Here is a 21,812-nt window from a genome sequence, read left to right on the forward strand (position 1 = left end):
CGTTTTGGAGCCTGCCCGCCCATGACCGATCCCGTCCTCAACATTCCTCCGCGCGACAAGGCCGAGATCCTGGCCCAGGCGCTGCCGTACATCCGCAAGTTCCACGGCAAGACCATCGTCATCAAGTACGGCGGCAACGCCATGACCGACCCGGCGCTGCAGGCCGACTTCGCGGAGGACGTGGTGCTGCTCAAGCTGGTCGGCATGAACCCGGTGGTGGTGCACGGCGGCGGCCCGCAGATCGAGGCGGCGCTCAACCGACTGGGCAAGAAGGGCAGCTTCATCCAGGGCATGCGGGTGACCGATGCCGAAACCATGGAAGTGGTCGAGTGGGTGTTGGCCGGCGAGGTGCAGCAGGACATCGTGGGCCTGATCAACCAGGCCGGCGGCAAGGCCGTGGGCCTGACGGGTCGCGACGGCGGCCTGATCCGCGCGCAGAAGCTCAAGATGGCCGACCGCAACGACCCCAACCTGCAGCACGACGTCGGCCAGGTCGGCGACATCGTCTCGATCGACCCGAGCGTGGTCAAGGCGCTGCAGGACGACGCCTTCATCCCCGTCGTGAGCCCGATCGGCTTCGGCGAGGAGAACGAGAGCTACAACATCAACGCCGACGTCGTCGCCGGCAAGCTCGCGACCGTGCTCAAGGCCGAGAAGCTCATGCTGCTGACCAACACGCCGGGCGTGCTCGACAAGGACGGCCAGCTGCTCACCAACCTGAGCGCGCGCGAGATCGACGACCTGTTCGCCGACGGCACCATCTCGGGCGGCATGCTGCCCAAGATCGAAGGCGCGCTCGATGCCGCCAAGAGCGGCGTGAACGCGGTGCACATCATCGACGGCCGCGTGCCGCACGCGATGCTGCTCGAGATCCTGACCGACCAGGCCTACGGCACCATGATCCGCGCGCGCTGAGCGCGCCCGCTACGGCGCGTAGCCGTTCGGATTGCCCTGCTGCCAGCGCCAGCTGTCGGCGCACATCTGGTCGAGCCCGCGCCGCGCGCGCCAGCCCAGCGTGGCCTGCGCGAGCGACGGGTCGCCCCAGTAGGCCGGCACGTCGCCCGGCCGCCGCGGGCCCACCTCGCACGGCAGCGGACGCCCGCATGCGCGCTCGAAGGCCCGCACCACCTCCAGCACCGAGGCGCCCCGGCCGGTGCCGAGGTTCAGCGTCGCCAGCCCCGGCTGTCGTTCGGCATGCCGCAGGGCGGCGACGTGGCCTTCGGCCAAGTCCATCACGTGCACGTAGTCGCGCACGCCCGTGCCGTCGGGCGTGGGGTAGTCGTCGCCGTGGATCACGAGCTTCTCACGCAGGCCCACCGCCACCTGGCACACGAAGGGCATCAGGTTGTTCGGCTTGCCCTGCGGGTGCTCGCCGATCAGGCCGCTCTCATGCGCACCCACGGGATTGAAGTAGCGCAGCAGCGCAATCCGCCACCCGGGCTCGGACTGCTGCAGGTCGGCCAGCGCCTCTTCGACCATGCGTTTGGAGCGGCCGTAGGGGTTGGCGGGCCGGCAGGGGGCGCTTTCGGGGATCGGCGAGTGGTCGGGCTCGCCATAGACGGTGGCCGAGGACGAGAAGATCAGCGTGCGCACGCCGGCCTGCCGCATCGCCGAGGCCAGCACCAGGCTGCCGTGCACGTTGTTGTCGTAGTAGCCGAGCGGATCGGCGACCGAATCGCCCACCGCCTTCACGCCCGCGAAGTGGATCACCGCTGAGAACGCCTCGCTGCCCAGCACGCGGTCGAGCAGGGCGCGGTCGCGCACGTCGCCCTCGATCAGCCTCGGCGTGCTGCCCGTGATCCGCTGCAGTCGCTCGCGCACGCGGGCGTCGCTGTTGCAGAGGTTGTCGAGGATCACCGGCACATAGCCGGCTTCGGCGAGAGCCACGCAGGTGTGGCTGCCGATGAAGCCTGCACCGCCGGTGACCAGAACGTGGGGGGAAGCCATGAGAACTTTCTATGCCGTGGAGCGGCCGATTCTCTACGAGCTTTCCCTTGGCGGGTGTGCGCGCGCTCACTGCGCGGCCCTGTGCGAGAATCAATTGATTACATCTTTGCCGTGCTCCCATGCAAAACGAAGAGACAAGCTACCCGGGTGTCGAAGCCCAGCCCGAGACGCTCCCCACGGCCGCCGCGCCGGTGCGCAAGCGTCCCAAGCCCGGGGAGCGGCGCGTGCAGATCCTGCAGGCACTGGCCGCCATGCTCGAGCAGCCCGGTGCCGAGCGCGTGACCACCGCGGCCCTGGCGGCGCGACTCGACGTCAGCGAGGCCGCGCTCTACCGCCACTTCGCGAGCAAGGCACAGATGTTCGAGGGCCTCATCGATTTCATCGAGCAGAGCGTCTTCACGCTGGTCAACCAGGTGCTCGAACGCGAAGGCGCCACCGGCGCGCAGCAGGCCGCGCGCATCCTCACGCTGCTCGTGCAGTTCGCCGAGCGCAATCCCGGCATGACGCGCGTCATGGTGGGCGATGCACTCGTGTTCGAGAATGAGCGGCTGCAGCAGCGCATGAACCAGTTCTTCGACAAGATCGAATCCACGCTGCGCCAGGTGCTGCGCGGCGCGGCCGCCGCCGAGGGCTCGGCCACGCCCACGGTCGATGCGCAGGTGCGGGCCGCCGCGCTCACCGCCTTCGTGGTGGGCCAGCTGCAGCGCTTCGCGCGCTCGGGCTTCCGCCGCTCGCCGTCGGAACACCTCGACGCCACGATCGCGCTGATCGTCTGATCCTCCCGCGCTGCTATCGGCGCGATAGCCGAATGTCATAGAAGCAGCTGGTATTCATTGACAGAATGCATGGGCTCCCGCAACTGAAGAGGAAAGCCCCATGCCCCAGAACCGCGCGCTCACCACCGAGAACGGCGCCCCCGTCGAGAACAACCAGCAATCCCAGACCGCCGGCCCCGCCGGCCCGGTGCTGATCCAGGACCACCACCTCATCGAGAAGCTCGCGCGCTTCGACCGCGAACGCATTCCCGAGCGCGTGGTGCATGCGCGCGGCTCGGGCGCCTACGGCAGCTTCGAGGTCACGGCCGACGTCTCGCGATGGACCAAGGCGAAGTTCCTCGGCGAGGTCGGCAAGAAGACCGAGGTGCTGGTGCGCTTCTCGACCGTCGCGCTCGAACTCGGCTCGGCCGACACCGTGCGCGATCCGCGCGGCTTCGCGATCAAGTTCTACACGGAAGAGGGCAACTACGACCTGGTCGGCAACAACACGCCGATCTTCTTCATCCGCGATCCGCTCAAGTTCCCCGACTTCATCCACTCGCAGAAGCGCGATCCCTACAGCCACGTGCAGGAGCCCAACAACGCCTGGGACTTCTTCTCGCACTCGCCCGAAGCCACGCACCAGTTCACCTGGCTCTTCGGCGACCGCGGCATTCCCAGGAGCTACCGCCACATGGACGGCTTCGGCTCGCACACCTTCCAGTGGGTGAACGCGAAGGGCGAGGCCTTCTGGGTCAAGTACCACTTCAAGACCCTTCAGGGCATCGAGACCTTCGTGGCCGAGGAAGCGCAGCGCGTGGGCGGCGAGAACCCGAACCATCATCACCTCGACCTGCTGCATTCGATCGAGCGCGGCGAGTTCCCGAGCTGGCGCGTGCAGGTGCAGATCATGCCGGTGGCCGAGGCGCAGACCTACCGCTTCAATCCCTTCGACCTCACCAAGGTCTGGTCGCACAAGGACTATCCGAAGATCGACATCGGCATCCTCACGCTGAACCGCAACCCCGACAACTACTTCGCCGAGATCGAGCAGGCCGCGTTCAATCCCGCCAACTTCGTGCCGGGCATCGGTCCCTCGCCCGACAAGATGCTGCAGGGCCGCCTGTTCAGCTACGGCGACACCCAGCGCTACCGCCTCGGCATCAACCACACCCAGCTGCCGGTGAACCGCCCGCGCGCCACCACGGCGCAGAACTACGGCCGCGATGGCGCGATGCGCGGCGACGGCAACGGCGGCCGCGGCCCCAACTACGAGCCCAACAGCTTCAGCGATGCGCCCAAGCAGAGCAACGAGCCCGTGTACGCCCCGCTCGAGATCCACGGCTGGACCGGCAGCCACCAGTGGCAGAAGCATCCCGAGGACAACGACTTCGTGCAGGCCGGCGACCTCTACCGGCTGATGGACGAAGCCGCCAAGCAGCGGCTCGTGAACAACATCGCGGGCGGACTGGGCGCGGTGACGCGGCAGGACATCATCGACCGCGCCGTGAGCTACTTCCGCCAGGCCGATGCCGACTACGGCGCGCGCCTCGAGCAGGCGATCCGCGCGGTGCAGGCGAAGATCAAGGGCGAGGAAGTCAGCGTGCAGGTCGGCAAGCCGGCGCACGACGCGAGCCGGAGCTGATGAACCGCACGGCCGCCGCCGGAGCCCTCGCCGCGCAGCCGCGCGGAGCGTAGGATCGGTGCGCGGCTGTCGCCGGCCCCTCGACGGCAGCTTCTGCGCCGCCGTCTCCGAGGAGGTCCGATGAGCCACCGCATGTCCGGTCCGATGGAGCCGCAGCCGCTCTTGTGGACCGCCGCCCTCACGGCGGTCGCCATGCTCGCCTTTGCGGCCAATTCGCTCCTGTGCCGGCTCGCGCTGCAGCAGGCCGGCATCGATCCGGCGAGCTTCGGCAGCGTCCGGCTGGTGGCCGGTGCGTTGACGCTGGGGCTCGTCGTGCGGCTGCGCGCCAAGCCTGCGCCTGCCGCGTCCACGCGGGCCGACTGGATCGCCGCGCTCATGCTGTTCGGCTACGTCGCGTTCTTCTCGTTCGCCTACCTGAGCCTGTCCGCCGGCACCGGCGCGCTGATCCTGTTCGGTGCAGTCCAGCTGACGATGTTCGGCGCCGGCCTGCGCGCGGGTGGGGAGCGCTTCGGACCACTCGCCTGGACCGGCCTGGCGTTGGCCGTGGGCGGTCTCGTCTACCTCGTCTCGCCGGGGCTCGCCGCGCCGCCGCTCCTGGGCGCCATGATGATGGCGGCTGCGGGCGTGGCCTGGGGCGTGTACTCGCTGCGCGGCCGCGGCGTGGCCGATCCACTGGCCGCCACCGCGCGCAACTTCACGCGGGCCGTGCCGCTCGCACTGGCGCTGAGTCTGGCGTGCATCGCGGCCTTTCGCGTGGATGCGAAGGGCATCGCGCTCGCCATCGCCTCAGGCGCGCTGACTTCCGGCCTGGGCTACGTCGTCTGGTATGCGGCACTCGCGCGGCTCACGCCCATGCGCGCCGCCACGGTACAGCTTTCGGTGCCGCTGCTTGCAGCCTTCGGCGGTGTGCTGTTCCTGTCGGAAGCGATCACGCCCCGGCTGGCGGCGGCCTCGGTGGCGATCCTCGGCGGCATCGCACTGGTGCTGGCGCAGAAGTCGCGGCGCGTTCGGGCCTGAGCTTCAGGCGACGGCCACGCCCACCTTGGCGCCCGCCGCGACGATCTCGCCCCAGGTCGCGTCGTCGAGCCAGATGCCGTCGCGCTCGCGCGCCACGCGCGCCGCGCGTTCGGGCTCGCCCGCGATCTGCACCTGCTCGAAGCCCGCGCCCGGCGGGCTCTGGCGCAGCCAGTCGACGAAGGCGCGCGCTTCCTCGTCGAAGCGCTGCTGCGTGCCCAGCTTCGCCGGATCGATCAGCACCGTCAGCATGCCGTTGAGCACGGTGCGCGCGGTGTCGGCCGGCCGGTGCCAGGTGCCGCCGCCCGTGAGCGCGCCGCCGAGCAGTTCGCAGGCCATCGCCATGCCGTAGCCCTTGTGCTCGCCGAAGGTCATGAGCGCGCCGAACAGCCCGTTCGACTGCGGCACCACCACCACGCCGGGGTCGTTGGTGGGCGCGCCGTGTTCGTCGATCAGGTAGCCGTCGGGCACGCGCTCGCCCTTGTTGTGCGCCACGCGCATCTTGCCCTGCGCCACGCGGCTGGTCGCGAAGTCGAGCAGGAAGGGCGCCGCGCCCGCGAGCGGAATGCCGATGCAGCAGGGATTGGTGCCGAAGCGCCCGTCGCCGCCGCCCCAGGGCGCCACCACGGGGCGCGAGAGCACGTTGACGAAGTGCATCGAGACCAGCCCCTCGGCCGTCGCCATCTCCGCGAAATGGCCGATGCGCCCCAGGTGGTGCGCGCTCGCGAGCGTGAAGATGCAGCTGCCGTGCTGCTTCGCGCGCTCGATGCCGAGCGCCATCGCCTGCACGCCCACCACCTGCCCGTAGCCATGCTGCCCGTCGAGCGCGAGCAGCGTGCCGATGTCGGTCACCACCCGCACCGCCGCGTTGGGCACCAGGCCGCCTTCGGCCACCGCATCGACGTAGCGCGGCAGCATGCCCACGCCGTGCGAGTCATGGCCGCTGAGGTTCGCGAGCACGAGGTTGGAAGCCACCTGTTCGGCTTCGGCGGGCGAGCTGCCCGCGGCTTCGAGGATGCGTGCGCAGTGCGATCGCAGCACCGCGGCAGCAAGGGTCTGGGACATCAAAAATCTCCTGAGGGGTTCGTTCAAGGGCCGCGCAGCCGGCCCGTTCGTGGAACACCGCGGAACCGGCTTTGCCGGGCCGCAGGTGTTGCCCCCGGTAGGGGGGTGGCGAAGCGACACGAAGTGCGCGCAGCCTGGGGGCGAGCTACATCACTGCACCGACTTGCCACGGTACGAATTCGTTCTGGCCGTAGCCGTGCTGCTCGCTTTTGGAGGCCTGGCCCGACGCGGTCGCGAGCACGAGTTCGAAGATGCGCTGGCCCATCTCCTCGATCGAGGCCGTGCCGTCGACGATCTCGCCGCAGTTGATGTCCATGTCTTCTTCCTGCCGCTGCCACAGCGCCGAGTTGGTCGCGAGCTTGAGCGAGGGCGAGGGCGCGCAACCGTAGGCCGAGCCGCGGCCCGTGGTGAAGCAGATCAGGTTGGCGCCGCCCGCCACCTGCCCGGTGGCGCTCACGGGGTCGTAGCCCGGCGTGTCCATGTAGACGAAGCCGTGCGCCGTCACGGGCTCGGCGTATTCGTACACCGCCTCGAGGTTGCTGGTGCCGCCCTTGGCCACCGCGCCGAGCGACTTCTCGAGGATGGTGGTGAGCCCGCCTGCCTTGTTGCCGGGCGACGGGTTGTTGTTCATCTCGCCTTCGTTGATCCGGGTGTAGCGCTCCCACCAGTGGATGCGGTCGACCAGCTTCTGGCCCACCTCGCGCCGCACCGCGCGCCGCGTCAGCAGGTGCTCGGCGCCGTAGACCTCCGGCGTCTCGCTGAGGATCGCGGTGCCGCCGTGCGCCACCAGCAGGTCGACCGCGGCGCCCAGCGCCGGATTCGCGCTGATGCCCGAATAGCCGTCGGAGCCGCCGCACTGCAGCCCGATGGTGATGTGCGACGCGCTGCAGGGCTCGCGCTTCACCGCGTTGGCGCGCGGCAGCATCTCGTTGATCAGCGCGATGCCCTTCTCGACCGTCTTGCGCGTGCCGCCGGTGTCCTGGATGTTGAAGGTGCGGAAGTTCTCGCCCTCGGCCAGGTGGCCGGTCGCGAGCCAGGCGTTGATCTGGTTCGCCTCGCAGCCCAGGCCGACCACCAGCACGCCCGCGAAGTTCGCATGCGTGGCATAGCCCGTGAGCGTGCGCTCCAGGATCTGCATGCCCATGCCCTGCGTGTCCATGCCGCAGCCCGTGCCGTGCGTGAGCGCGACCACGCCGTCGACGTTCGGGTACGCGGCGAGGGCCGCGGGGTTGGTGCGGCGCGAGAAGTGGTCGGCGATCGCGCGCGCGGCCGTGGCCGAGCAGTTCACGCTCGTGAGCACGCCGATGTAGTTGCGCGTCGCCACGCGGCCGTCGGCGCGGCGGATGCCCATGAAGCTGGCCTCGCGCTTCGCGGGCGCGGGCTTCACGTCGGCGCCGAAGGCGTAGTCGCGCGCGAAGTCGCCCTTGTCGGGGCCCATGTCGAGGTTGTGCGTGTGCACGTGCTCGCCCGGCGCGATGGGCCGGCTCGCGAAGCCGATGATCTGGTTGTAGCGGCGCACCGGCTCGCCCGCGGCGATGGCGCGCGCCGCCACCTTGTGGCCGGCGGGGATCAGGCCGCGCACGGCGATGTTCTCGACGGTGGCGCCGCCGACCAGCTGGCTGCGCGCGATCACGACGTCGTCGGCAGGATGAAGGCGAATGAAGGGGTTCATCGTGGGAGTTTTCTTCGGAGTCGGCTAGAAGAACATTTTCGGCAGCCACAGTACCAATGACGGCACGTAGGTGATCGTGATCAGCGCGAGCAGCAGCGGCACCAGCCACGGCAGGATCGCCATCGTCGTGCGCTCGAAGCTCAGGCCCGCCACGCGCGCGAGCACGAACAGCACCATGCCCATCGGCGGATGCAGCAGGCCGATCATCAGGTTCAGCACCATCACCAGCCCGAAGTGGATCGGGTCCACGCCGAGCTGGGTCGCGATCGGCAGCAGGATCGGAACCAGGATCGTGATCGCCGCCGTGGGTTCGAGGAAGCAGCCCACGAACAGCATCAAGAGGTTCGCGAGAAGCAGGAACACCCAGGCCTCCTTGGTGAAGCCCAGCACCCAGCTCGCGATGTCGGTGGTCACGCCGGTGGCCGTGAGCATCCAGCCGAAGATCGAGGCCGCGGCCACGATGAAAAGCACCGTCGACGTGGTCTCGATGGTGTCGAGGCAGACCTTGACGAACATCTTCCACGACAGCGTGCGGTACCACGCGAAGCCCAGGATCATCGCCCACACGCAGGCCGCGATCGCGCCCTCGGTGGGCGTGAACAGGCCGGTGCTCATGCCGCCGATCAGCAGCACCGGCGTCATGATCGGCAGCAGCGCCTCGAAGCGGAAGATGCGGTCGAGCACGAACAGCGAGGCCAGCCCCGCGAACACCGTGAGCTGCGGCGGCGTGCCGAGCTTGGCGACCAGCAGCCACACCACGAGCGGCCAGCCGATCACCACGGCGAGTTCGCACATCGCCTTGAAGAAGCGCGTCTGCGAGAACTTGATGTCGCCGCCCCAGCCGTTGCGGTGCGCGAAGTAGGCCACCGTGAGCATCATCAGCACCGTGAGCAGCGCGCCCGGCAGGATGCCCGCGAGGAACAGCGCGCCCACCGAGACGTTGGCCATCATCCCGTAGATCACGAACGGCAGGCTCGGCGGAATGATCGGCCCGAGCGTGGCCGAGGCCGCGGTCACGCCGACCGCGAACTCGGTCGCGTAGCCGTGCTCCTTCATGGCCTTGATCTCGATCGTGCCCAGGCCCGCCGCATCGGCGATGGCCGTGCCGCTCATGCCCGCGAAGATCACCGAGCCGAGCACGTTCACATGCCCCAGGCCGCCCTTGAGCCAGCCCACGAGCGCGAGCGCGAAGTTGTAGATGCGGGTCGTGATGCCCGCGTTGTTCATCAGGTTGCCCGCGAGGATGAAGAAGGGCACGGCCAGCAGCGGGAAGCTGTCGATGCCGCTCACCATGCGGTGGATCACCACGAAGGGCGGCAGGTTGCCGCTCAGCACGATGTAGACCAGCGAGGCGCCGGCCATCGCAATCGCGACCGGGATGCCGCCGGCCATGAAGATCAGGAAGAATATTTTCAGCATGCGGTGGTTTCCGGCTCAGCGATCGGCCATGGTGGTTTCGGGGCGTTCGAGCACGCTGTAGCCGCGCCGCCAGTGGATGCGCGCCACCTGGACCGAGCGCCACGTCATCGCCACGAAGCCGAAGAGGCAGAGCGCGTAGACGATGTTCATCGGCGCGTCCACGATGGTCATGCGCGTGTTGCTGCCGATCTTGAGCATCATCTGCACCGTCATCACCGCCGCCGCCACGAAGAAGGCGATGCGCAGCACGTCCACCGCGCGCGACAGCCAGCGCCCCATCGCCGCCGGCATGTGGCGGTAGAAGAAGTCGACCTGGATCTGGTTGTTCTTCGCCACCCCGATCGCCGCGCCGATGAACACCAGCCCGATCAGCATGTAGCGCGCCACCTCCTCGGTCCATGCGGCCGAGTCGTTCATCACGTAGCGCGTGACGAACTGGTAGAACACCGTGAGCCCCAGCGCCCAGAAGATCGCGAGCGCGATCCAGCCCTCCGCGATCGTGTCCGACAGGTCCACGGCCTCGTCCTGGGCATGGAAATGCCCCTCGTCATCGATGATTTTTTCTTCAGTCACACAGTCTCCTGAGCGCCTCGGCCAGCGAAGCGAAGCCCGTTCGGGAACACCGCGGAACCGGCTTTGCCGGGCCGCTGGTGTTGCCCCCTCGAGGGGGTACTCGGCTACACGAAGTGAGCCGATACGGGGGTGGTCACTTGATACTTGTGATGCGGTCGTAGTCCTGCTGGCGATAGCCGTGGTCGGTCGGCTTGGTGTTCTTCAGCACCGCCTCGCGGAACGCGTTCTTGTCGACCGTGATCACGTTCAGGCCCTTCTTCTTGAACTCCTCGACCAGGCGCGCCTCCGAGGCGATGATCTCGCGGCCGGTCTTCTCGGCCGCCTCCTGCATCACGTCGGAGAAGATCTTCTTCTCGTCGGCCGACAGCTTGCCCCAGAGCGGGCCCGAGACGATGGTCAGCAGCGAGTCGACGATGTGGCCCGTGAGCGAGATGTTCTTCTGCACCTCGTAGAACTTCTTCGCCTCGATGGTCGGCAGCGGGTTCTCCTGCGCGTCCACCGTGTTGTTCTGCAGCGCGAGGTAGACCTCGGCAAAGGCGATCGGCGTCGCGTTCGCGCCCAGCGCCTTCGGGAAGGCGAGGTAGGCCGGCGCGTCGGGCACGCGGATCTTCAGGCCCTTCATGTCCTCGGGCTTGGCCACCGGCCGCGCTGCGTTCGAGGTGACGTGGCGCGCGCCGTAGTAGTTGAGCGCGGTGATGTGGTTGCCGGTCTTGTCGTCGTAGCCCTTCGCGAGTTCCTTGAACACGTCGCTCTTCGCGTACTTCAGCTGGTGCTCGGCGTCGCGGAAGATGAACGGGAAGTACGAGACCGCGAGCGGCGGATAACTGCGGCCCGCGAAGCTCGCGCCCGAGAGGATGATGTCGACCGTGCCGAGCGTCAGGCCCTGGTTGATGTCGGCTTCCTTGCCCAGGCTGGAGGCCGGGAACACCTGGATGTCGTACTTGCCGTTGGTGCGCTTCTTGATCTCTTCCGCGGCCCAGACCGAGTACTTGTGGAAGGGCTCGGAGGTCTCGTAGACGTGGGCCCACTTGAGCTTGGTCTGCGCGCTCGCGATGCCGGCCGTGCCCAGCGCGGCGGCGGCCATGGCGCAGGCGGCGATGGCCTTGAGGATGTGGCGTTTGCTGTTCATCGTTTGTCTCCGTTCGTTGGCTGTGAAAAAAAGAAGAAATGCGCCGGCGCGTTCAGGCCGCCTTGGCGCGGCGCCAGCTCGCGCTGAATCGCTGGTGCGAGTTGTCCATGTGCAGGTGCATCGCCGCGCGCGCGGCCTCGGCGTCGTGCGCGGCGATCGCGTCGCGGATCGCCTCGTGCTCCGCGATCGCCGAGCGCCACGAGGCCACGGTCTCGAAGTAGCCGCCCAGGCGCGTGAAGATCGGGCCGTTGCGCGAGTCCCAGAAGCTCTGCACCGTCTCCACCAGCACCGCATTGCCGCCGGCCGAGACGATCGCCACATGGAAGGCGCGGTCGCCCTCGAGCGGCAGCACTTCGCGGTCGGCGAGCTCGCGCATGGTCTTGATCGCGCGCGTCATCGCATCCACGTCCTTGCGCTTGCCGAGTGCGGCCGCGATCGCGGCGGTCTCGCCCTCGATCACGCGGCGCGCGCGGATCAGCTCCAGCGGCCCCCATTCGGTGGGCGCCACCGGCGTGCTCGCGCGGTGGGTGCGGTCGAGCACGTACACGCCCGAACCGGTGCGCACCTCGACCCAGCCCTCCACCTCGAGCGCGATCAGCGCTTCGCGGACCGAGGGCCGGCTCACGCCGAGCTGCTTGGCCAGGTCGCGCTCGGCCGGCAGGCGCGCGCCGACGGCGAACTCGCCTTGGCCGATCAGCCCGCGAAGCTGGTCGGCGATCTGGCGGTACAGCCGCTGGGGCTCGACGGTCTGGAGGGGCACGGTGGAGGTTGTTAAGGGTTGTCCTGAATTGGACAAGTGGTAAGGCCAATTCAGAATACGGGCCGCACCGCGCCGTCGCCATCGGGCCAAACCCTGAACGGCCGCTTTCCACTTTCCCCAGGAGACATGCATGAGACTCAAAGGCAAGACCGCGCTCGTCACGGCCGCCGGACAAGGCATCGGCCACGCGAGCGTGCTCGCCATGGCGGCCGAAGGCGCGCAGGTCTGGGCGACCGACGTGAACGAACAGCTGCTGGAGCGCTATGCGGGCGTCGCCAACGTGCGCACCGCCCGGCTCGACGTGCTCGACAAGGCGGCGATCGACGGCTTCTTCCAGCAGGTGCCCACGCTCGACGTGCTGTTCAACTGCGCGGGCGTGGTGCACAACGGCACCGTGCTGGACGCCACCGACCGCGACCTCGAGTTCGCGTTCCAGCTCAACGTGCGCGCGCAGTTCTGGACCATTCAGGCCGCGCTGCCCGGCATGCTGGCGGCCGGCCGCGGCAGCATCATCAACATGGCGAGCGTGTGCTCGAGCATGAAGGGCCTGCCCAACCGCTTCGTCTACGGCACCACCAAGGCCGCGGTGCTCGGTCTCACCAAGAGCGTGGCGGCCGACTACGTGGCGCGCGGCATCCGCTGCAATGCGGTGTGCCCCGGCACGGTCGACACGCCCTCGCTCGGCGAGCGCATCAATGCCAATGCCGACCCCGAGGCCGCACGCCGCGCCTTCATCGCGCGCCAGCCGATGGGCCGGCTCGCGCAGGCCGAGGAGATCGCGCCCGTGGTTGTCTTCCTCGCGAGCGACGAATCGGTGTTCGCCACCGGCCAGGCCTTCACGGTCGACGGCGGCATCACCATATGAACCGGCTCGACTTCGCGGGCCGGCATGCGGTGATCACGGGCGGGGCCGCCGGGCTGGGCCTGGGCATCGCCGAGCGGCTGCTCGCCTCGGGCGGCAGCGTCACGCTGTGGGACCGCGACGAAGGCGCTGCGGCCGGGGCCGCGGCAGCGCTCGGCGACAAGGCCTTCGCGGTGCAGGTCGACGTGGCGCAGCCCGAGTCGGTCGAACGCGCCCTGGCCGCGACGCTCGCGCACGCGCCGCGCATTGACGCGCTCGTCAACAGCGCCGGCATCACCGGTCCGAACGTCAAGCTCTGGGACTACCCGGTGGACGACTGGCGCCAGGTGATGGCGGTCAACATCGACGGCGTGTTCCTCTGCTGTCGCGCCGTGGTCGCGCACATGCGCACGCAGGGCTACGGCCGCATCGTCAACATCGCCTCGGTCGCGGGCAAGGAGGGCAATCCGAACGCCAGCGCCTACAGTGCGAGCAAGGCCGCCGTGATCGCGCTCACCAAGTCGCTGGGCAAGGAGCTCGCCGACACCGGCATCCGCGTCAACTGCGTGACGCCCGCCGCCGTGAAGACCGCGATCTTCGACCAGATGACGCCCGAGCACATCGCCTTCATGCTGTCGAAAATACCCATGGGCCGCTTCGGCACCGTGGAGGAGGTGGCCGCGATGGTCGGCTGGCTCTGCACCGAGGATTGCTCGTTCTCCACCGGCGCCGTGTTCGACCTGTCGGGCGGCCGCTCCACGTATTGATCCGCTTTTTTCGCTTCCCCCAAGAAAGGACAACATGAAACTCGTTCGCTACGGCAACCCCGGCAAGGAGAAGCCCGGCCTCATCGACGCCAACGGCCAGCTGCGCGACCTCAGCGCCGTGGTCGCGGACATCGGCCCCGGCCAGCTCGGCGATGCCGCGCTCGCGAAGCTGCAGAAGCTCAAGACCGACAAGCTGCCGCTGGTGCGCGGCAAGCCGCGCTTCGGCTGCCCGGTGGCCAACGTCGGCAAGTTCATCGCGATCGGCCTCAACTACGCCGACCATGCGGCCGAGTCGGGCCTGCCGATCCCGAAGGAGCCGGTGGTCTTCATGAAGGCCACCAGCTGCATCCAGGGCCCGAACGATCCGGTCATGCTGCCGAAGAACTCGGTCAAGAGCGACTGGGAGGTCGAGCTCGGCGTGGTCATCGGCGCCACGGCCCGCTACGTGTCGCAGAAGAGCGCGCTCGACTACGTGGCCGGTTACTGCACCATCAACGACGTGAGCGAGCGCGAGTTCCAGATCGAGCGCGGCGGCACCTGGGACAAGGGCAAGGGCTGCGACACCTTCGGCCCCATCGGCCCCTGGCTGGTGACGCGCGACGAGGTGCCCAACCCGCAGAAGCTGTCGATGTGGCTCGACCTCAACGGCAAGCGCATGCAGACCGGCAGCACCAGGACCATGATCTTCAGCATCGCGAAGATCGTGAGCTACCTGAGCCAGTTCATGACGCTGCTGCCCGGCGACGTGATCACCACCGGCACGCCGCCCGGCGTCGGCCTGGGCATGAAGCCGCCGCTCTACCTGAAGAAGGGCGACGTGATGACGCTCGGCATCGAAGGCCTGGGCGAGCAGCGCCAGGAAGTGATTCCCTTCAAGCTCTGAGTGCCCCTCTGGCGCGCCGCGCGCTGCTTTCAGCGCAGTGCGCGCACCAGTTCGTCGTACACCAGCCGCACGCGCGCCGGCACCGGCGCGCGCTGCGAGCGGTACACATGGATCGGCCAGGGCTCTGGCGCCTCGGCCGCCAGCACCGGCACCAGCGTGCCCGCTGCGATCAGCGGCTCGGCCAGCGGGCCCACCAATTGGCCGAAACCCAGTCCGGCCAGCACCGCGGCGCATTCGGCATCGACATCGTCGGTCAGGAAGGCCGGCGCGGTGACCGGCATCTGCCGCCCCCTGCTGAAGAACCATGACCACGGCCGGCCCGCACTGCGGTCGATCAGGCCCGTGAGCGGCAGCCGCGCGAGTTCGTCCAGCGTCTGCGGCACACCGGTGCGCGCGACGAGTGCCGGCGCGGCCACCACGTAGAGCGCCATCCTTCCGACCACGCGCGTGACGAAGCGCGCATCGCGCACCGGACCGGCACGCACGCCGATGTCGATCTGCTCGTCGACCACGTCGGCATGCTGCTCCGACAGCCGCAGGTCGAGCACCAGACCCGGATGCGCGGTCAGCATCGGCGCCAGCGCCTGAGGAATCAGCCGGCGGCCGAACACGTTCGGCGCCGTCACGCGCACCGTGCCCGCATGCTGCGAGAGCGCCCGCCGGTCGGTGCGGTGGAACAGCGCGTCCACCCCGCCCACCGCCGCGCGGGCGCGCTCGGCGAGCTGGCGGCCGAAGTCGGTGAGCTGCACGCCGCGCGTGCTGCGGTGGAACAGCGGTTCGCCGAGCGTCTCTTCGAGTTCGCGCACCGCGCGCGTGACCACCTGCGGCGAGACCGCGAGCCGCACGGCTGCTTCGCGGAAGTTGGCGGCATCGGCGGCGGCGCAGAAGACGCGCAGGGCTTCGAGGCGGTTGCTCATGGTGTATTCCTGTTTTGGGAATTCAGAAGGCCAAAGAGTTTCATTTACGGGAACGCGTGGATTTTCCACACTGCATGCACCCGTTCAACACACCCGAAAGGAAATTCCATGACATCCGTTCAAGACAACATCCGCGGCAAGGTCGCCATCGTCACCGGCGCGAGCAGCGGGCTCGGCGATTCCACCGCGCGCCACCTCGCGGCGCGCGGCGCGAAGGTGGTGCTCGCGGCCCGCCGCACCGACCGGCTCGACAAGCTCGTGGCCGAGATCCGCGCGGCCGGCGGCGAGGCCATCGCGGTCGCCACCGACGTGGCACAGCGCGCCGACCTCGAGCGGCTCGCCGCGACGACCGTGGAGGCCTTCGGCCGCATCGACGTGCTGGTCAACAACGCCGGCGTGATGCCGCTGTCGCCGATGGAGAAGCTCCGTGTCGACGAGTGGGACCGCACCATCGACGTCAACGTCAAGGGCGTGCTCTACGGCATCGCCGCGGTGCTGCCGCGCATGCAGGCGCAGGGCAGCGGCCACATCGTCAACGTGGCGTCGATCGCGGGCTTCAAGGTGTTCACGCCGATCGGCACCGTCTACAGCGCCACCAAGCATGCGGTGCGTGCGATCTCCGAAGGGCTGCGCGTGGAGATGGGCGACTCGGGCATCCGCGTGACCATCGTCTCGCCGGGCGCGGTCGAGTCGGAACTCAAGTTCGGCACCACCGATGCCGAAACCGCCGCGGGCGTGCAGGCCTTCTACGAGGCGAGCCAGATCCCGGCCGATTCGGTCGCGCGCGCCGTGGTCTATGCCGTGGAGCAGCCCGCGGAGGTGGACATCAACGAAGTGGTGCTCCGGCCGGTGTCGCAGGCGTTCTGATCGGCGGGGGCCATTGCGGCCCCCCTGCAGCTCGATTAACCTACGGCGGACGAAGGTTAATCAACCGCAAACCCGGGAAGTCCCTGCAAAATAGAACGACCGTTCGTTTTATTTGGGGTTTCCCGATGTCCGTCACCGCAGTCTCCGCCAAGCCGCCGCGCGCCGCCCAGAAGGGCCAGCAGACCAAGGCCGTCATTGTCGATGCCGCACTCGCGCTGGCGGCGCAGATCGGGCTCGAGGGCCTCTCGATCGGCGCGGTGGCCGAGATCACCAAGATGAGCAAGTCGGGCGTGTTCGCCCATTTCGGCTCGCGCGAGGAACTGCAGATCTCCGTGGTGCGCGAATACCACGCCCGCTTCGAGCAGGAGGTGTTCTTCCCCGCGCTCGAGGCCCCGCGCGGCCTGCCGCGGCTGCGCGCGATGTTCGCCAACTGGATGAAGCGCACCTCGGCCGAGATCGACTCGGGCTGCATCTACATCAGCGGCGCTTCCGAATTCGACGACCGTCCCGGCCCGGTGCGCGACGCGCTGGTGGAATCGGTCAGCATCTGGCAGGCCGCCGTGCTGCGGGCGATCGTGCAGGCCAAGAGCGAAGGCCATCTGCGCGCCGATGCCGACGAGCGCCAGCTCGCCTTCGAGATCCACGGGCTGATCCTCGCGCTGCACTACGAGGCGCGCTTCCTGCAGGTGCCGGGCTCCATCGCCCGCGCCAACATCGGCTTCGACAACATCCTCGCGCGCGCCGCCACCCCCGATGCGCCGCCCGCCGCCGCCAAGCCCGCGGCGCGCCGGCTCAAGACCGTGCGCTGAGCGCCCCGTTTTTTCTTCCTTTCTTCGTTTTCTTTTTCAGCTTCGACCAGGAGAGTCCCGGATGCCTACCTACAACCCGCCCGTGCGCGACATGCAGTTCGTGCTGCACGAAGTGCTCAACGTCGCCGACGAACTCAAGGCACTCCCGGCCCATGCCGAGACCGACGCCGACACCATCAACGCGGTGATCGAGGAGGCCGGCAAGTTCGCGGCCGAGGTGACCTTCCCGCTCAACATCAGCGGCGACGAAGAGGGCTGCACGCTCGACAAGACCACGCACGAGGTGAAGGCGCCCAAGGGCTTCAAGGAGGCCTACGCCAAGTTCGTCGAAGGCGGCTGGCCGGCGCTCTCGTGCGACCCCGAGTACGGCGGCCAGGGCCTGCCCTACGTGGTCAACCAGTGCCTGTACGAGATGCTCAACAGCGCCAACCAGGCCTGGACCATGTACCCGGGCCTCTCGCACGGCGCCTACGAGGCGCTGCATGCCTACGGCACGCCCGAGCAGAAGAAGACCTACCTCGGCAAGCTCACGAGCGGCGAATGGACCGGCACCATGTGCCTGACCGAGCCGCACTGCGGCACCGACCTCGGCCTGCTGCGCACCAAGGCCGAGCCGCAGCCCGACGGCAGCTACCGCATCACCGGCAACAAGATCTTCATCTCGGCCGGCGAGCACGACCTGGCCGACAACATCATCCACCTGGTGCTGGCCCGCCTGCCGGACGCGCCCAAGGGCAGCAAGGGCATCAGCCTGTTCGTGGTGCCGAAGTACAAGGTCAAGGCCGACGGTTCGCTCGGCGAGCGCAACCCGATCTTCTGCGCCGGCCTGGAGCACAAGATGGGCATCCACGGCAACGCCACCGCGCAGATCGTGATCGAAGGCGCGACCGGCTCGCTGGTGGGCGAGCCCAACAAGGGCCTGCAGGCGATGTTCGTGATGATGAATGCCGCACGCCTGGGCGTGGGCAACCAGTCGCTGGGCCTGACCGAAGTGGCCTACCAGAACGCGCTGGCCTACGCCAAGGACCGCCTCCAGATGCGCTCGCTCTCGGGCGTGAAGGCGAAGGACAAGGAAGCCGACCCGATCATCGTGCACCCCGACGTGCGCAAGATGCTGCTCACGGCCAAGGCGTATGCCGAAGGCGGCCGCGCGCTGCAGATCTTCTGCACGCTGCTGCTCGACAAGGCGCACCACCATCCCGACGAGAAGGTGCGCAAGGACGCGGACGAACTCGTCGCGCTGCTCACGCCGATCGTCAAGGCCTTCATCACCGACAACGGGCATACCGCGACCAACGCCTGCATGCAGGTGTTCGGCGGCCACGGCTTCATCAAGGAATGGGGCATGGAGCAGTTCGTGCGCGACAACCGCATCAACATGATCTACGAGGGCACGAACACCGTGCAGTCGCTGGACCTGCTGGGCCGCAAGATCCTCGGCAACAACGGCGCGTCGCTCAAGAAGTTCGGCAAGCTGGTCGCGAAGCTGGTGGAGGAAGAGGGCGTGAACGAGAAGATGGCCGAGTTCATCAACCCCATCGCGGGGCTGGGCGACCAGCTCACCAAGTTCACGACCGAGATCGGCTTCAAGGGCTTCCAGAACCCCGACGAAGTGGGCGCCGCCGCGGTGGACTACCTGCGCGTCGCGGGCCACTTCGTGTTCGGCTATCTGTTCGCGCGCATGGCCCAGGTCGCGCTGCGCCAGATCGCCGCGGGCAACACCGACCCCTTCTATGTCGCCAAGCTGCAGACCGCGCGTTTCTATTTCGCCAAGCTGTTCCCCGAGACCGCGACGCTGATGCGCACCGCGCGCGCCGGCAGCAAGGTGCTGATGGACACCGACGCCGCGCTGGCTTGATCCGACCATGAAAACGACGCTCGCAGCCTTCGTTCTCGCCGTGGCCTCGGCCGCTGCCATCGCCCAGACCACCCCCGTGGGCCTGTGGCGCAACGTCGACGACAAGACCGGCGAAGCCAAGGCCGAGATCCGCATCGGCGAGGCGAACGGCGCGCTCGTCGGCCGCATCGAGAAGTCGCTGAAGAAGGACACGGCGCCGGACGCGGTCTGCGAGGAATGCAGCGACGACCGCAAGGGCAAGCCGATCGCGGGGCTCGAGATCATCCGCGGCGGCCGGAAGGCCGAGGGCAAGGACGTCTGGGAAGGCGGCAGGATCCTCGACCCCGAGAACGGCAAGGAATACCGCGCGAGCTTCACGCCGATCGACGGCGGCAGGAAGCTCGAAGTGCGGGGCTACCTCGGGCCCTTCTGGCGCACCCAGACCTGGAACCGTGTGCAGTAAGCCTGCGCGCAACCTATCCAAGAAATACCAAACATGTCCAGATTTCAAGTGAAGAAGGTCGCCGTGCTCGGCGCCGGCGTGATGGGCGCGCAGATCGCGGCCCACCTCGTCAACGTGCGCGTGCCCGTGGTGCTGTTCGACCTCGCGGCCAAGGAAGGCCCGAAGAACGGCATCGTGAGCCGCGCCATCGACAACCTCAAGAAGCTCAAGCCCGCGCCGCTCGGCGACGTGGCGGATGCGGTGCTGATCGAGCAGGCCAACTACGACGACCACCTCGACAAGCTCGCCGAATGCGACCTCGTCATCGAGGCGATCGCCGAGCGCATGGACTGGAAGCTCGATCTCTACAAGAAGATCGCGCCGCACGTCGCGAAGCATGCGATCCTGGCCTCGAACACCTCGGGCCTGTCGATCACCAGGCTCAGCGAGGCGCTGCCCGAGGCGCTCAAGCCGCGCTTCTGCGGCATCCACTTCTTCAACCCGCCGCGCTACATGTTCCTGGTGGAGCTGATCGACACGCCCACCACCGAGCCGCAGGTGCTGGACGACCTCGAGGCCTTCGTCACCAGCACGCTCGGCAAGGGCGTGGTGCGCGCGCACGACACGCCCAACTTCATCGCCAACCGCGTCGGCATCGCCGGCATGCTGGCCACGCTGAAGGAAGTCGAGAAGTTCGGCCTCACGCCCGACGTGGTGGACGACCTCACGGGCAAGAAGCTGGGCCGCGCGAGCTCGGGCACCTTCCGCACCGCCGACGTGGTGGGCCTGGACACCATGGCCCACGTGGTGAAGACGCTGCAGGACAACCTCGACGAGAAGAGCGATCCCTTCTACGCCAACTTCGCGACGCCGCCGGTGCTCGCGAAATTGCTCGAACTCGGCAACCTGGGCCAGAAGACCAAGGCCGGCTTCTTCAAGAAGGCCGGCCGCGACATCCTGCGCTTCGACCTGAAGAGCGGCGAGTACGTGCCCGCCGGCGCCAAGGCCGACGAGGTGTATGGCCGCATGCTCAAGAAGCCGGCCGGCGAGCGCCTGAAGCTGCTGCGCGAGAGCGAAGGGCCGCAGGGCCAGTTCCTCTGGGCGATCCTGCGCGACGGCTTCCACTACGCCGCCGTGCACCTGGCTGACATCGCCGAGAGCGCGCGCGACATCGACTTCGCGATGCGCTGGGGCTTCGGCATGAAGCAGGGTCCCTTCGAGCTCTGGCAGGAAGCCGGCTGGGCGCAGGTCGCGAAGTGGGTGCAGGAAGACATCGACGCCGGCAAGGCGCTCAGCAGCGCGCCGCTGCCCAAGTGGGTGTTCGAGGGCCCGGTGGCCGAGGCCGGCGGCGTGCACACGCCCGAGGGCTCCTGGAGCGCATCGCAGAACAGGTTCGTGCCGCAGCGCCGCCTGCCGGTGCATGCGCGCCAGCTGTTCCCCGAGAGCGTGCTGGGCGCGAACGCACCCGATGCGAACACGGCCGGCACCACGATCAGCGACGAAGGCGACGTGCGCGTCTGGACGCTGGACGGCGAAGTGCTGATCGCGAGCATCCACTCGAAGATGCATGCCATCAGCCCCGACGTGGCGGAAGCTCTGGGCGCCGCGGTCGAACTGGCGGAGGCCGAGTACAAGGGTCTCGTGATCTGGTCGCCCGACGAGGTGTTCTCGGTCGGCGCCGACCTGCAGGCGATGCTGCCGGCCTTCGTGGTCGCGGGCATCGGCGCGGTCGAGGGCGCGGAGCAGGAACTGCAGAACGTGATGCTCAAGATCCGCTATGCCGGCGTGCCCGTGGTCTCGGCCGTGCGCGGCATGGCGCTCGGCGGCGGCTGCGAGCTCGCGATCCATTCGGCCAAGCGCGTGGCCGCGATGGAAAGCTACATCGGCCTGGTCGAAGTGGGCGTGGGCCTGATCCCCGGCGCGGGCGGCCTGACCTACATCGCACGCCGCGCGGCCGAGAACGCGGCCGCCTCCACCGGCACCGACCTGCTGCCCTTCCTGACCGAAGGCTTCACGGCCGCCGCGATGGCCAAGGTGGGCACGGGCGCGCTCGATTCGAAGAAGCTCGGCTACCTGCTCGACAGCGACGTGATCGTGCCGAACAAGGACGAGCTGCTCTACGTCGCGCTGCAGCAGGCCAAGGCCATGGCCGACGCCGGCTGGCGCCCGCCGCTGCGCCGCAGCTTCCGCGTCGCGGGCCGCAGCGGCGCCGCGACGATCAAGGGCCAGCTCGTGAACATGCGTGACGGTGGCTTCATCAGCGCGCACGACTTCCACATCGCGAGCCTGATCGCCGAAGTCGTGACCGGCGGCGACGTGGACGCGGGCTCGCTCGTGACCGAGGAATACCTGATGGCGCTGGAACGCAAGGCGTTCTGCTCGCTGATCGTGCATCCCAAGACGCAGGAGCGGATCATGGGGATGCTGAGCACGGGGAAGCCGGTCAGAAACTGACCCGCTCCCGCATTCC

General features: G+C 68.4%; 20 protein-coding genes. 12 read left to right on the forward strand and 8 right to left on the reverse strand.

Annotated elements, in window-relative coordinates:
- Positions 1-21 precede the first annotated feature (21 nt).
- Positions 22-915: an acetylglutamate kinase gene (gene argB / locus M2165_RS12990; RefSeq protein WP_280815034.1), complete on the forward strand. Its 894-nt coding sequence runs from the start codon at positions 22-24 to the stop codon at positions 913-915.
- A 9-nt stretch (positions 916-924) separates the two neighbouring features.
- On the opposite strand, the gene galE is transcribed toward argB, so the two are convergent.
- Positions 925-1,947: a UDP-glucose 4-epimerase GalE gene (galE, locus tag M2165_RS12995; protein WP_280815035.1), complete on the reverse strand. Its 1,023-nt coding sequence runs from the start codon at positions 1,945-1,947 to the stop codon at positions 925-927.
- 119 nt (positions 1,948-2,066) lie between these two features.
- Here galE and slmA point away from each other — a divergent pair, with 119 nt between their 5' ends.
- The 3 genes from slmA (at position 2,067) to M2165_RS13010 (ending at position 5,364) form a co-directional block, all read left to right on the forward strand.
- Positions 2,067-2,723, forward strand: coding sequence for a nucleoid occlusion factor SlmA (gene slmA, locus M2165_RS13000; protein ID WP_280815036.1), 657 nt, complete (start codon positions 2,067-2,069; stop codon positions 2,721-2,723).
- Positions 2,724-2,823: 100 nt separating this feature from the next.
- Entirely contained in the window at positions 2,824-4,347 is a 1,524-nt protein-coding gene (locus M2165_RS13005; RefSeq protein WP_280815037.1) for a catalase, read from the forward strand.
- 120 nt (positions 4,348-4,467) lie between these two features.
- Positions 4,468-5,364, forward strand: coding sequence for a DMT family transporter (locus tag M2165_RS13010; RefSeq protein WP_280815038.1), 897 nt, complete (start codon positions 4,468-4,470; stop codon positions 5,362-5,364).
- 3 nt (positions 5,365-5,367) lie between these two features.
- On the opposite strand, the gene M2165_RS13015 is transcribed toward M2165_RS13010, so the two are convergent.
- From M2165_RS13015 to M2165_RS13040, 6 genes are all read right to left on the reverse strand, one after another.
- Positions 5,368-6,426 (reverse strand): malate/lactate/ureidoglycolate dehydrogenase, encoded by a 1,059-nt coding sequence (locus tag M2165_RS13015; protein WP_280815039.1) that lies wholly within the window; start codon positions 6,424-6,426, stop codon positions 5,368-5,370.
- Positions 6,427-6,571: 145 nt separating this feature from the next.
- A complete protein-coding gene (locus M2165_RS13020; RefSeq protein ID WP_280815040.1) occupies positions 6,572-8,098 on the reverse strand; it encodes an altronate dehydratase family protein in 1,527 nt (508 codons plus the stop codon).
- Between the two features lie 24 nt (positions 8,099-8,122).
- Positions 8,123-9,517, reverse strand: coding sequence for a TRAP transporter large permease (locus M2165_RS13025; protein WP_280815041.1), 1,395 nt, complete (start codon positions 9,515-9,517; stop codon positions 8,123-8,125).
- Positions 9,518-9,532: 15 nt separating this feature from the next.
- A complete protein-coding gene (locus M2165_RS13030) occupies positions 9,533-10,090 on the reverse strand; it encodes a TRAP transporter small permease (RefSeq protein ID WP_280815042.1) in 558 nt (185 codons plus the stop codon).
- A 133-nt stretch (positions 10,091-10,223) separates the two neighbouring features.
- Positions 10,224-11,219, reverse strand: coding sequence for a sialic acid TRAP transporter substrate-binding protein SiaP (locus M2165_RS13035; protein ID WP_280815043.1), 996 nt, complete (start codon positions 11,217-11,219; stop codon positions 10,224-10,226).
- Between the two features lie 52 nt (positions 11,220-11,271).
- Entirely contained in the window at positions 11,272-11,979 is a 708-nt protein-coding gene (locus tag M2165_RS13040) for a FadR/GntR family transcriptional regulator (protein ID WP_280815044.1), read from the reverse strand.
- Between the two features lie 130 nt (positions 11,980-12,109).
- Here M2165_RS13040 and M2165_RS13045 point away from each other — a divergent pair, with 130 nt between their 5' ends.
- Genes M2165_RS13045 through M2165_RS13055 form a run of 3 tightly spaced genes read left to right on the forward strand, consistent with a single transcriptional unit; the run spans position 12,110 to position 14,470 of the window.
- Positions 12,110-12,844: an SDR family oxidoreductase gene (locus M2165_RS13045; RefSeq protein WP_280815045.1), complete on the forward strand. Its 735-nt coding sequence runs from the start codon at positions 12,110-12,112 to the stop codon at positions 12,842-12,844.
- Complete coding sequence (locus M2165_RS13050; RefSeq protein ID WP_280815046.1) at positions 12,841-13,587, forward strand: SDR family NAD(P)-dependent oxidoreductase; 747 nt, start codon at positions 12,841-12,843, stop codon at positions 13,585-13,587. The genes M2165_RS13045 and M2165_RS13050 overlap by 4 nt, the downstream gene beginning before the upstream one ends.
- Positions 13,588-13,621: 34 nt before the next feature.
- Positions 13,622-14,470, forward strand: coding sequence for a fumarylacetoacetate hydrolase family protein (locus M2165_RS13055; protein WP_280815047.1), 849 nt, complete (start codon positions 13,622-13,624; stop codon positions 14,468-14,470).
- A 29-nt stretch (positions 14,471-14,499) separates the two neighbouring features.
- On the opposite strand, the gene M2165_RS13060 is transcribed toward M2165_RS13055, so the two are convergent.
- Positions 14,500-15,387: a LysR family transcriptional regulator gene (locus M2165_RS13060; RefSeq protein ID WP_280815048.1), complete on the reverse strand. Its 888-nt coding sequence runs from the start codon at positions 15,385-15,387 to the stop codon at positions 14,500-14,502.
- 108 nt (positions 15,388-15,495) lie between these two features.
- Here M2165_RS13060 and M2165_RS13065 point away from each other — a divergent pair, with 108 nt between their 5' ends.
- The 5 genes from M2165_RS13065 to M2165_RS13085 all read left to right on the forward strand — a co-directional run bounded on the left by M2165_RS13065 (position 15,496) and on the right by M2165_RS13085 (position 21,796).
- The gene (locus M2165_RS13065; RefSeq protein WP_280815049.1) at positions 15,496-16,254 is read left to right on the forward strand and encodes an SDR family oxidoreductase; all 759 of its coding nucleotides are present in this window, start codon (positions 15,496-15,498) and stop codon (positions 16,252-16,254) included.
- Positions 16,255-16,379: 125 nt separating this feature from the next.
- A complete protein-coding gene (locus tag M2165_RS13070) occupies positions 16,380-17,063 on the forward strand; it encodes a TetR/AcrR family transcriptional regulator (protein ID WP_280815050.1) in 684 nt (227 codons plus the stop codon).
- A 61-nt stretch (positions 17,064-17,124) separates the two neighbouring features.
- A complete protein-coding gene (locus M2165_RS13075) occupies positions 17,125-18,921 on the forward strand; it encodes an acyl-CoA dehydrogenase C-terminal domain-containing protein (protein ID WP_280815051.1) in 1,797 nt (598 codons plus the stop codon).
- A 7-nt stretch (positions 18,922-18,928) separates the two neighbouring features.
- A complete protein-coding gene (locus M2165_RS13080) occupies positions 18,929-19,363 on the forward strand; it encodes a DUF2147 domain-containing protein (RefSeq protein WP_280815052.1) in 435 nt (144 codons plus the stop codon).
- A gap of 33 nt (positions 19,364-19,396) precedes the next feature.
- A complete protein-coding gene (locus tag M2165_RS13085; protein ID WP_280815053.1) occupies positions 19,397-21,796 on the forward strand; it encodes a 3-hydroxyacyl-CoA dehydrogenase/enoyl-CoA hydratase family protein in 2,400 nt (799 codons plus the stop codon).
- Positions 21,797-21,812 lie beyond the last annotated feature (16 nt).

It is taken from the genome of Variovorax sp. TBS-050B (assembly GCF_029893635.1).
Classification (GTDB): Bacteria; Pseudomonadota; Gammaproteobacteria; order Burkholderiales; family Burkholderiaceae_C; genus Variovorax.